Annotated in this window: 8 protein-coding genes; all 8 read right to left on the reverse strand. The window is 41.4% G+C overall.

The window, feature by feature from the left end; translation table 11 throughout:
* Window positions 1-30: 30 nt before the first annotated feature.
* Complete coding sequence (nuoH, locus tag FGD67_RS07185) at window positions 31-1,002, reverse strand: NADH-quinone oxidoreductase subunit NuoH (protein WP_257175083.1); 972 nt, start codon at window positions 1,000-1,002, stop codon at window positions 31-33.
* Window positions 995-3,985, reverse strand: coding sequence for an NADH-quinone oxidoreductase subunit NuoG (nuoG, locus tag FGD67_RS07190; protein ID WP_257174362.1), 2,991 nt, complete (start codon window positions 3,983-3,985; stop codon window positions 995-997). Before nuoG ends, nuoH begins: the two co-directional genes overlap by 8 nt.
* A gap of 1 nt (window position 3,986) precedes the next feature.
* Window positions 3,987-5,375 carry an NADH-quinone oxidoreductase subunit NuoF gene (gene nuoF / locus FGD67_RS07195; RefSeq protein WP_257174363.1) on the reverse strand — a complete coding sequence of 463 codons (1,389 nt, stop codon included), beginning with the start codon at window positions 5,373-5,375 and terminating at the stop codon, window positions 3,987-3,989.
* A complete protein-coding gene (gene nuoE, locus FGD67_RS07200; protein WP_257174364.1) occupies window positions 5,368-5,892 on the reverse strand; it encodes an NADH-quinone oxidoreductase subunit NuoE in 525 nt (174 codons plus the stop codon). The genes nuoF and nuoE overlap by 8 nt, the downstream gene beginning before the upstream one ends.
* A 103-nt stretch (window positions 5,893-5,995) precedes the next feature.
* Window positions 5,996-7,753 carry an NADH-quinone oxidoreductase subunit C/D gene (nuoC, locus tag FGD67_RS07205; protein WP_373567880.1) on the reverse strand — a complete coding sequence of 586 codons (1,758 nt, stop codon included), beginning with the start codon at window positions 7,751-7,753 and terminating at the stop codon, window positions 5,996-5,998.
* Window positions 7,754-7,891: 138 nt separating this feature from the next.
* Window positions 7,892-8,482: an NADH-quinone oxidoreductase subunit B family protein gene (locus tag FGD67_RS07210; protein WP_373567881.1), complete on the reverse strand. Its 591-nt coding sequence runs from the start codon at window positions 8,480-8,482 to the stop codon at window positions 7,892-7,894.
* Between the two features lie 47 nt (window positions 8,483-8,529).
* Window positions 8,530-9,003 (reverse strand): NADH-quinone oxidoreductase subunit A, encoded by a 474-nt coding sequence (ndhC, locus tag FGD67_RS07215; protein ID WP_257174367.1) that lies wholly within the window; start codon window positions 9,001-9,003, stop codon window positions 8,530-8,532.
* Between the two features lie 580 nt (window positions 9,004-9,583).
* A complete protein-coding gene (locus FGD67_RS07220; protein WP_257174368.1) occupies window positions 9,584-11,974 on the reverse strand; it encodes a Lon protease family protein in 2,391 nt (796 codons plus the stop codon).
* Between the last annotated feature and the right edge of the window lie 101 nt (window positions 11,975-12,075).

Raw genomic sequence — 12,075 nt, forward strand, 5'->3', positions numbered from 1 at the left:
CAGTAATAACTAGCGGATAATGATTCATTGTTATAACACCCCTGTTAAACGCAGTACCGCGGTAACCAAAAGATTCAATAATGCTAACGGCAACATCACCACCCAACCAAATTTTAATAATTGGTCAAACCGTGGCCGAGGAAGTGAAGTTCTTAAAAGAATAAAAAACAGCACAAAAAACATAATTTTAATAATAAACCACAGTAAAGGAGGTAGCCAAGATGCTAGCGGTTCAGGCATCAACCAACCGCCAAAAAATAGCACCACTGACATTGCAGAAATAAGCGTTACGCCTAAATACTCGCCTAAAAAGAATAAGGCAAATTTCAGCCCAGAATATTCAGTATGAAAGCCAGCAGTAAGCTCGGTTTCAGCTTCCGGCAAATCAAAAGGTAGCCGATGGCTTTCAGCAATACCGGCAACTAAGAAAATAAAGAAGCCAATAAATTGTGATTGAATTAACCAACCATCGGCTTGTGCTAACACAATTTCACGTAAGTTAAAGCTGCCCGTCAGTAGCACGACACCCATCACTGACAAGCCCATAAAGACTTCATAACTCACCGTTTGTGCCGCCGCACGCATACCCCCTAATAAGGCATATTTAGAATTTGATGCCCAACCGGCGAGCACAACGCTATAAACAGCCAAGGACGCCATAGCAAGAAAAAATAACAAACCGATATTTAAATCAGAAACGCCAATACTGGGCGAAAATGGCACCACCGCAAAACTCATCAGCACACACATAGCACCAATAACCGGCGCTAAAACGAAAACTAAACGGTCACTAAATGGTGGGATCCAATCCTCTTTACCCAGAATTTTCAGCAAATCAGCCAATGACTGTAAAACGCCAAAAGGGCCGACTCTATTAGGGCCGCAGCGGTCTTGCCAGATACCTATTACTCGCCGTTCAACCCATACCAACATCGCCGCAATCGGAATAAGTAACGCGATAATGATGGTGATTTCAACTAATTTCCACAGCATTTCAACCATCATCTAACCCTCCAGACATCAACCGAATAGGAATGGTTTGATCGTTAAGCTTTAATCTCTCGAGAACCTTATTCTTGCTATTTTTTGCAGCGATTAAGCGCTCGTTATATAGCGCAAGATAATCCGTGACTTCTTGGTCACACGCTAAAGAAATTGTCATTTCTAATTGATGATTTAAGGACTGACAGAGCGAGAAGTTACCGAAAGCTAATGTGCTAGGTAAATGATTAACGATACGAATTTGGCTAATCACGCTTTGACTGGTTAATTGCTTTTTGTCATTAGTTGCGGAAAAAACGACTTTGCACCATTGGCCTTTTTTAACGCCAAATTTCTCAGCAGTTTCAGTATTAATCGATAGTTGATTACTTGACCGCAACATTTGAAATTCAGGCGTTTGGGTTGCTTGCCACTCACTGAAATAGATACTTTCTAGTTGTACATAAGTAAGAGAGCTGAGTGATTGACTGTCTTTAACATTACGGCTATCTGCTTCAGTCAATTGCCAACAAAGGTTGTTGGTTATCGCACTGGAAATAGATATAAACAGCGCTGATTTTTGCGCTATTAACTCACCATTAATTTGCCTTTGAAATTGCCCAATTGACTGATTTGAATTCCAACCTGGTGCCCACGTAAAAGGCATGTCAGCACTTTTATTAACCGACTGGCCTTCCATCGAAAAAGTATAATCATCATCAATCTTCTGGGTAGTTTTTGCTTCATGTACACTGATATTCGCCATTTGAGCCGTGCGCCCGCTAGCTCGGTGAGGCATTCTTGCAATCGCCTTGTCGTCAGGATTAATACTTTTTGCCTTTATAAGGTTAGGCCATTGAGCAAAGTGGTCAGAAAAAAACTGCTGCACCTGCATTAATGATTCACAGGAGCTTTTTTTAATAGCAACTATATTCGTATGAAGGGTCTGATTTTCGGACGCGGCACTGACGGGTTTTATGCCAATAATATCAGCAATAATATCTAACCAACGCCAACTTTCTTGTATTGGCAATACCGGTGCATGCACTTGAAAAAATTGTTGTGCTCGACCTTGGTAATTAACATAATGTCCATCACCTTCACTCACCGCAGCAACCGGTAGCACTATATCGGCAAGCATTGAGAGTCGATGCTGGGTGTGATCAAGCACAATCAATGTTTTGCTTGAATCTCGCAATTGCCTAACTTGATTTTCGGACAGTTTTTCCAGCGCTTGTTCAAGTAATATCACCCCTTGATAGCGGTTATTTTGCTCAGCCAATTGTGACAATACTTGCTCTATCGATAATGATTTTTCATCTAAAATCGACAGTAAGCCAACGCTATTACTACTTGGCGGTATAATAATCAACGCGGGAGGCTTCATCTTATTTTGTTGTTTAAATACCTGCATCAGACTATCAATTTGACTCAACATTTCAGCACAAACTAAACTCGTGCCAGAAATAATTAATGGCTGTTTGGCTTTATGTAAACCTTGATAAACTGAGAAAATAAATTTTTGCTCAACAGAGCTGAGCTGACCTTGCTGAGCTAAATCAGTTAGCTGTTGCTTAACGTCACTAGCATTTTCTATAACACAAGATTTAATAAGCTTGACCAGTGTGGCTAAACAATTTGATATCTCTGCCACCGATAATAGTAAAGTTTGCTCGGCAACATCGTCGAGCTTAGTGGTGGTGCTTTGCAATAAAAAAAGCGGTGAAAGTAACTTTCCGCCAGCGGTTCTTACCGCACTGTCTTGCCATGAGGGGATGCCAATTTTCGCGGCTTTTGCATTAGCAGCATTACGCAGTGCTTGTCGTACCGATAGCGCCATTCTTGGTGCGGTTTGAGTGATATCTTCGCCAATCACAAAAATAAAATCACTGCCTTCAATTTCCGTTAAACTTGGCGCTGCATTTGATGCCAATAGTTGCGCATGCTGTGCCACCGTTTTCATTTCATCGTCAAGGTAGCCGGGGCTGAAATGCTCAGCACCGACAATATTCTTTAAATAAAAATTCGCTTCTAACGACGCACGAGCGGAACCAATACCAATAAAATGTTTCTTTCTAAAGTGCGACAAGGCTTTAGCAACATCTAACTTGCTTAATGCCAATGGCGACTGTTGTGTAATACCTTTGACTTGCTTTATACGTTGTTCACCATTAACAAAGCCAATACCAAAGCGTCCTCTATCGCAAAGAAAATAGCCATTAATATCAGCATCATATCGATTCATTACTCGCCGTACTGAGCCATAACGTTCGCCAATACTGACATTACAACCCACCGAGCAATGACTACAAATAGAAGGTGCTGATTGCAGATCCCATTTTCGGGTATAGTGCGATGAAAAAACCTTATGGGTAAATACCCCTGTTGGGCACACTTCAACTAAGTTACCACTGAATTCACTCTCTAACGCACCATCAGATTGGCGACCGAAATACACTTGGTTTTTTGAGCCATAAACGCCAAAATCTTTACCGCCGGCATAATCATTATAAAAACGCGTACAACGATAACAGGTGATACAGCGGTTCATTTCGTGACCGACTAGCTCACCTAAATATTGATTAGTAAAAGTGCGTTTGCTGCCCTGATATTCACGTACGCTATGGCCGGTCATGACCGTCATATCTTGTAAATGACATTCGCCCCCTTCAGCGCAAACCGGACAATCGTGCGGATGATTTGTCATCATGGCAGCAATAACTTGCTCACGAAATTCACTGGCTTCAGGATGTTTAATACTAATGCGCATACCGTCGGTTACCGGTGTAGTACACGCCATTACCATGCGACCTCGTTGATCAGTTTCATCTTGAAATTGCATGACGGCACATTGCCGACAGGCGCCAACTGATCCCATAGAAGGATGCCAGCAAAAATAAGGCAAATTTAATTTTTGTGATAACACGCCAGATAACAAGTTATCTTTTGTGCTCACTTTGTAAGGCACATCATCAATAAAAATGGTGACTTGATCTTCATTCATATTACTGCCCCGCCATAGTTGGGTTAGCAGCGACACTTTGCTTAGTTTTACTTTCAGATACCTGTGTACGTTTAGCTAAAGAGGCTGGATTATAATGGCAACACCCGTGTTCAATATGCTGTAAAAAGTCGTCATGGAAATATTTTAAAGCACTTCTTAATGGCTCTACTGCGCCAGGTGCTAATGCACAATGAGTTTTTCCTATCCACATAAAGTCACACAGCTTAGCTAAGGTGTCTAAATCTGCGATTTTTCCTTGCCCGTGTTCGATACGCGCTAGCACCTCAACGGCCCAAGGCGTGCCGTCTCGACATGGCGTGCACCAGCCACATGATTCTTGAGCAAAAAAGCGCAGCAAATTAAGTACCATAGCGACCGGACAATTTTTATCATCCAGCACAATCAAACCACCGGTCCCTAAACGGCTGCCCACTTTGGCAATAGAGTCATAATCCATCGGGGTATCTAAATGCTCGGCCACAAGAAAATCGGTTGACGCGCCACCGGGTAACAAACCTCTAAATTGCAAACCATCTTGCATGCCGCCGGCATGTTGATAGAGCACTTCTCGTAACGTTACTCCCATCGGTAATTCCCATAAACCCGGATTCTTTACACGTCCACAAGCGCCATAAATTTTACTGCCAGCATCGCTATTTGGCGCAATGCCTTGAAACCATGCGATACCATTTTTTAAGATGTGCGGTAAATTACACAAAGTCTCAACATTATTGACGATGGTAGGTTTGCCAAATAAACCACTGACTTGTGGAAATGGCGGCTTCGCTCTAGGCGTTGCACGCTTGCCTTCCAAGGCATTGATTAACGCGGTTTCCTCGCCACAAATATATCGACCCGCACTGCAATGGACATATAAATCCATTGAAAATGCACTACCCTGTATTTTTTCACCTAGCCAATTATTTTGGAAGGCTTGATCAATAGCCTGTTGTAAACGTTTTGCTGCTAAATGATATTCACCTCGCAGGAAAATATAGGCTTTATTCGCACCTATGGTGTAGGCCGCGATAATCATTGCCTCAATTAACTGATGTGGTGCCCCTTCGAGTAATAACCTGTCTTTAAATGTGCCCGGCTCCATTTCATCGGCATTAGCAACTAAATACTTATTGTCGGGTGCATCTTCATCACCATCATCAAACATAGGTACAAAGCTCCACTTCATACCGGTGGGGAAACCAGCGCCACCTCGGCCTTTTAAACCGGAGTTTTTAACAATTTCCAATACCTCGTTTGGCGAATGTTGCAACGCTACTTTTGCACCTTGATAACCACCCGCTTGACAATAATCAGCAAATGCTAATGGTTGTTGCAAGTTTACCCACTGGGTTAAAGGCTTGACGCTATTATTTGCTATCTGTTCAGTCATCAAGCTCTCCTTTCAATGCCAGTTGCTGTAAAAGCTCAACGGCGCTTTCTGGTGTTAAATGCTGATAATGTACTGTCCCTATCATCATTGCCGGTGCTTTATCACAACTGCCCAAACAGGCGTTTGACAGTAAGGTGAACTTGCCATCTTTAGTTGTCTGGCCGTAATCAATATTTAAATATTGCTTAATGGCGCTAAGTACAGCATCTAGCCCGGTAAGGTGACAGGCAATACTGTCGCATAAATGGATAACATGTTGACCAACCGGTTGTCGGTAAATTAAGTTGTAGAAAGTCGCTACACCTTCAAGCTGAGCAACTGGCACGGCTAACAAGTCACTAATGGCAAATAAACTTTCATCACTAACCCAACCGCGATGCTCTTGCACAACTTTAAGTGCTTCAATGCCAGCCGCTTCACGTGTTTCCATAATACTGGCCTCATGCTCTATCGCAGCAATTTCAGTTGCAGTTAGATACTGTTGATAATCCATTGTCAAAATATCGATTGATTCCATAACTATCTCTTTATTTGCTATAAGCCATTAAGATAAATTGTCTGACATTAATCGTTTTCTTCTACTAAACCTTATTGTTCGCTATTGCGAATTGCTACTATCACTACCGATCTACATCCGCCATCACATAATCAACACTGCCCAAAGTTGCGATAAGATCAGCCACCATTTGGCCTTTACTAATTAACGGCAGCATTTGTAAGTGCGCAAAACTGGGGGTGCGAATGCGGGTACGATAACTCATGGTGCTGCCATCGCTAATTAAGTGATATGCCATTATGCCTTTCGTTGCTTCGACACTGACGGAGACTTCACCGGCCGGTATCACAGGCCCCCATGAAACATTAAGAAAATGCGGTATTAAGGTATCAATATCGCGCATGGTTCGGTCTTTTACCGGTGGGGTTGTTTGTGGATGATCGGCTTTATAGGGTCCTTCAGGCATATTGTTGAGGCACTGCTCAATAATACGAATACTCTGACGCATTTCTTCTACCCGCACCCGACAGCGATCATAGCAATCACCGTTATGACCAAGCGGTACTTCAAAATCAAATTGGTCGTAACCACCATAAGGACGTTGCTTACGTAAATCCCATGAATAACCAGTTGCTCGTAATCCAGGACCTGTTATACCCCAATCAATAGCCTCTTGTGCTGAGTAAGCACCAATGCCGACGGTCCGTTGCTTTAAAATTGAGTTTTGCATAACCATTTTTTCATATTCATCAAGACGCTTAGGTAGGTAGTTCACATAATCACGTACCAACCCTTGCCAACCTTTCGGTAAGTCTTGTGCCACACCACCAATACGGAACCAACTCGGATGCATACGAGCGCCCGTAAACGCTTCAATAATGCCAAAGAGTTTTTCTCGGTCGATAAACATGTAAAAAATAGGTGAAAGTGCGCCAATATCTTGTGCAAAAGTGCCGTAAAATAACAAATGACTCAGAATGCGAAACATTTCAGCGGTCATAATACGAATAACTTTTGCTCGATCGGGTACCGTAATGCCAGCAAGTTTTTCAACTGCCATCACATACGGAAAGTTATTCATCACGCCGCCAAGGTAGTCAATACGGTCGGTATAAGGAATGTAACTATGCCATGATTGCCGCTCACCCATTTTTTCTGCGCCGCGATGGTGGTAACCAATATCGGGTACGCAATCAACAATTTCTTCCCCCTCCATTTGTAAAACAATACGAAAAGCACCATGCACACTCGGATGATTAGGACCAAGATTTAAGAACATAAAGTCGCTATCTTTGCTTTGGCGCTTCATGCCCCACGCTTCAGGGTTAAACTGCAACGCCGCTTGCTCTTTATCTTGTTGGTCAGGTGGTAATATAAACGGGTCCATTTCAGTCGCACGTGCGGGATGAGTTTTAAGTAACGGATGCCCTTGCCAAGTATTCGGCATTAAAATACGCGTTAAATAAGGATGATTTTGAAAAACAATACCGAACATGTCCCAAACTTCTCGTTCATACCAATTAGCATTTGACCAAAATCGGCAAACACTCTCTAAACGTTTATCTGTACTTGTGAGGGCAACTTTAATGCGAATATCTTGATTACGTTGATAAGAGCGTAAATGGTAACTGACCGTAAAAGCTTGTGATAATGACGATTGATGTTGCCGTTCGCTTTCATCAATGGCAGTGATATCAAAACACATATCAAACGGCTGAGCTAAGTCATGCTTTAGTACTTGCATCAACTTAATTAACTGACTTTTATCTAACCAATAAGAAGGTATATCATCAACAATGTTTTCGACTGCGCTCACAGCTTGTAAATTAAGCGTTGGTGATAGGGCCGTAATTTCATCAAGCAAAGGTACAGCTTGCAGCATCTGCCAATCGTTACTCGCATTAATATTTACCTGAGTCACCATTAATTTCCCTTCACTTTCGCCACTTTTAGTATTAATTTCTCTTCGCACTTCGTTAGCCAGATTTAGCTAGCCGCAACCAAATAAGACCGTTGTTTGTTATATATGATCCGGCGAATCAAGGTTCGTCACCTGAATGCGTTCGCCATGCTTAATGTCTCGTAATGACGGTTTACCAATCGCACTAACATTTTGCTCACCGACAACCCAACTTAACGGCCTTGGCTGATGCTCTATTTTGGTTTGCAACAATAACAGGGCTTCAAGTAACGCTTCTGGCCGCGGCGGACAACCTGGCACGTAAACATCGACAGGAATAAACTTATCAACGCCTTGCACCACACTGTAGATGTCGTACATGCCTCCGGAGTTAGCACAGGAGCCCATTGAAATAATCCAACGCGGTTCTAAAAGTTGCTCATAGAGGTGCTGAATTACCGGTGCCATTTTGCGAAAACAAGTGCCGGAAATGACCATTAAGTCTGCTTGCCTTGGCGTTGCTCGTATAACCTCGGCACCAAAGCGCGCAATATCATGGCGTGAAGTAAAACTGGTTGCCATTTCGACATAACAGCAACTTAAGCCAAAATTAAATGGCCAAATTGAATTTTTACGACCCCAATTCACCATGTCATCAAGCTTTGCCATAAAAACATTACGCTTTAATTCAGCTTCAGAAACGCTCTTCATTTCACTCATCGCGTCATCTAATTTCGCTTTTGTTAATGACCAATCCATTATTGATGTCCTTTATTTTGCTCATAAGGGCGTTGACCTAAAGCTTGCATTTCACTTTCTCGTATACGCTGCAATTGAGTTTCTCTATGCGGTTGATGGCGACGCGTTAACTCTAAAGCGCCAATACGAATTAAGTAAACTAATGCCGCCAACAATACGGTAATGAAAATACTCGCTTCAATAAAACCCGGCCAGCCGACGTCATCAAAGGCAATGACCCAAGCAAAAAGATAGATAGTTTCTAAATCAAAGATGACAAAGAAAATAGCGTACAAAAAGAAGTGGTTGGTAAAGCGGGTTTTGTTATCCGAAACTGAAATTATCCCAGACTCATAAGGGGTGTTTTTAGCGCGTTGTTTACCTTTGGGGCCAAGAAAATGTGATAGCAGCATCATAAAAATGAGCATACCGGCCAAAATAATAAAGTAAGCCGCAATTGGCCAAACTTGGGTTATTTGATCAGATGTTTCCACAAAGCCCTCACTTATAGTTAAACAACTACAAACCGACAGACAGCGAACTTATCGATACAAGCACGCAATGCTAAGCCAAGCTGTTTTCAATAGTCTTGGTTATAACATTGAACGATTAAAATAAACCTAAGTTAGCTGAAATGGACTTCAGTGTTACTAAAATCACCGCAAAGCAATCACTAAGTAGATGAGACACATCATTAAAATGTCTGATAGGTAGGTTAAACTCCTGACCTTATAGGGGGTTCATTATTGCCTGCTGGCAACATCAACTCACTGCATTTACTTATTATTGTTATTTCGCTTTCGCTAACTTTCTCTCTTCATTAATTCTACTGAGATAGCACCTATAAATTAACAATCAATATTCGCATCATCAACTTTTGCTAGTGTGCGTTGCAAAATGTTATAACGAAAAATATTGTTGATAAGCAGAGTATAGAAAAGAATTTAAATAATGCTTATTTTTTAAGCGATTATTAACATTTTAAAATGCTACTTTTGGTGAAAAGCAATAAACACGGCGCTTGCCGTGTTTATTTTTAAGTGCAATTAATTGCCAACAAAGCAATTTTTACGGTTATTCCTCGGCGCCATTAATCAGTTCTGAAAATGCGGAGAGCTTATCTAATACTAAGCCATGAATTGATTTTCTTGGATAGCGTCCGGTTCGACTAATTTCGCCGGCACTTTGGCCCATCAAAATTTCTATCGCCTGATCAATATTATCAACCGCATAAATAGCGAATTGCTCATCTGCTACCGCTTGTATTATCTCAGGTGCTAACATCAAATTAATGGTATTAGTTCTTGGGATAATAACACCTTGTTGACCCGTTAAGCCTTTGTCTTTACATAAACGATAAAAGCCTTCAATTTTTTCATTAACGCCACCGATAGACTGCACTTCACCGTGCTGATTCATCGAACCTGTTATCGCAAAACCTTGGTTAATGGGTAACTTAGCGATGGCAGATATTAAGGCACAAAGCTCCGCCATCGAAGCACTGTCACCATCGATATGACCATATGACTGCTCAATAGCGATATTAGCAGAGATAGTTAAGGGAAAGTTTTGACCATACTTATGACCTAAATAACCGGTTAAAATCAACACGCCTTTCGAGTGAATCGATTTACCTAAATCGACTTCACGTTCAATATCAGTAACCCCTAAGCTACCGGCATATACCGTGGCAGATATGCGCGCAGGCGTACCGAAAACACTATCGCCAATCTCTAATACTGTCAGGCCGTTAATTTTACCTATCTGACCGCCTTCAGTATCAATCAATAATTGACGCTCTTTAATTTCTTCCAACCAAGCTTCACTCATACGACCAGTACGACGTTGCTTTGCTGCCAATGCCATAGTGACATGCTTACCAGTCAAACCATTTTTGCCTTCAGATTGTTTCCACAAGTAGTAGGCCTCATCTAATAAGTCATTTACTTGTACAATATTGGCTGAAATTTTATGTTGATGCTCTGCACGCCTAAGCGCGTATTTAACCAGTTCCAGTATCGCCTCATCAGTAACTTCAGGATAGTGATTACGGTAAGCGCGTTGGCGAATTAAATTAGCGTAATCATTTAAGTTACTTTGGCTTTTTTCTAAGTGACGATCAAAGTCAGCTAAAACACGAAATAGCTCAGTAAATTCTTGATCATAATCTTGCAAGGTATAGTAAATTTCAGGATCACCTAACAAAATCACTTTAACGTTCAAGGGGATTTTTTCTGGCTGTAAGCTAAATGCGCCCGGTTGGGCATATTCTGAATGCGGATTTTCAATAGTTATTTGTTGTGATTTTAGCGCCAGCTTTAATCGCGCCCACACTAACGGCTGAGTTAATAACTTATCCGCTTCAAGCAATATGTAACCGCCATTCGCTTTATGTAAGGCCCCAGGTCTGATCAAACGATAACTGGTGTAACTACTGCCTTGAAAACTACCAAAATCAACATGACCGAATAAATTTTGAAAGGTCGGATTTTGTTCATAAATAACCGGCGCGCCTTCATCAATTTTGCGAGTCACTAATAAATTAGGTAAAAAACGCTCGACCATTAATTTACGTAAATCTTTGTCATTAGGTGCTTCGCTACTTTCATCAACGAGTAGCTCTAACACCGCATCAACAACATGTGCCTTAACTTTTTCGAGATATTTCAACACACCAGTATTGCTAGCAAATTCATGCTCTAATTCATGTAAAAATGGTTGAATGCTTTGCGCCGCAGTTTCATGCTTTAACTTACGTAATTTATCAGAAGAAATACGTTTCCATAGTGGTAATTCGATTAACTTCTCAGACAGTAATTCTTCTAACTTGGCTAATAAAGTATAAAATTCGGCACGTTTTGGCTCATTTAAATCGGCAAATTCTTTATCGTTAAGCGGCTTGCCGGCAACTAGAGGCGAAAAACCAATTTCACCATCGTCTTCATATAGCACAACTTCATGCTTTAATGCCGTTGCTTCGACCTCGCTGATCGCTTCATCATATTTTTTATTGAAATCACGATCGATAGCCGCTTTTTGTCTTTGGTAACCCGGGTTATCGAAAATCTCAGGAAATAAATCCATGAGTTCATCAATAAAAGTATTCATGCGAGTAAGTAATTGCTTACCATCACCGGGACTTAAATATATATTGTGTGGTGTGTTTGGATCATCAAAGTTATTGATATAACACCACTCTTGTGGCGTTGGCTCTTGGCTTGCTGTGGCAGCTAGCATTTGTTTTATTAAACTTTGACGGCCAGTACCATGCTCACCCATAGCATAAACATTGAAGCCAGGCGCTTCCATCGACAAGCCGAAGGTTAAGGCTTCTTTAGCTCTTTCATGACCAATAAATACTTGTGCTATTTCTGCTGTAGCTGTGGCATTGGCAAATTGTTTAACCGTTAAATCTGCGGTTAGTTGGCAAGGTTTAAGGCGTACATTTGTTGACACATTTGTCATAGACAATCTCTCGGGAATGCAACTTAATATTATGATTAAATAGCAAGTAGAATAAATAAGGCTTCATTAATCATAGTGTACAGCGACATTACCCCGAACCG

Source organism: Colwellia sp. M166 (assembly GCF_024585285.1).
In the GTDB taxonomy this organism is placed as follows: Bacteria; Pseudomonadota; Gammaproteobacteria; order Enterobacterales; family Alteromonadaceae; genus Cognaticolwellia.

Excerpts from the sequence above, each read along its gene's own strand:
- nuoF (WP_257174363.1), bottom strand. The coding sequence starts at position 5,375 with ATGACTGAACAGATAGCAAATAATAGCGTCAAGCCTTTAACCCAGTGG.
- nuoH (WP_257175083.1), bottom strand. The coding sequence starts at position 1,002 with ATGGTTGAAATGCTGTGGAAATTAGTTGAAATCACCATCATTATCGCG.
- nuoE (WP_257174364.1), bottom strand. The coding sequence starts at position 5,892 with ATGGAATCAATCGATATTTTGACAATGGATTATCAACAGTATCTAACT.
- FGD67_RS07220 (WP_257174368.1), bottom strand. The coding sequence starts at position 11,974 with ATGACAAATGTGTCAACAAATGTACGCCTTAAACCTTGCCAACTAACC.
- nuoC (WP_373567880.1), bottom strand. The coding sequence starts at position 7,753 with ATGCTGCAAGCTGTACCTTTGCTTGATGAAATTACGGCCCTATCACCA.
- FGD67_RS07210 (WP_373567881.1), bottom strand. The coding sequence starts at position 8,482 with ATGAAGAGCGTTTCTGAAGCTGAATTAAAGCGTAATGTTTTTATGGCA.
- nuoG (WP_257174362.1), bottom strand. The coding sequence starts at position 3,985 with ATGAATGAAGATCAAGTCACCATTTTTATTGATGATGTGCCTTACAAA.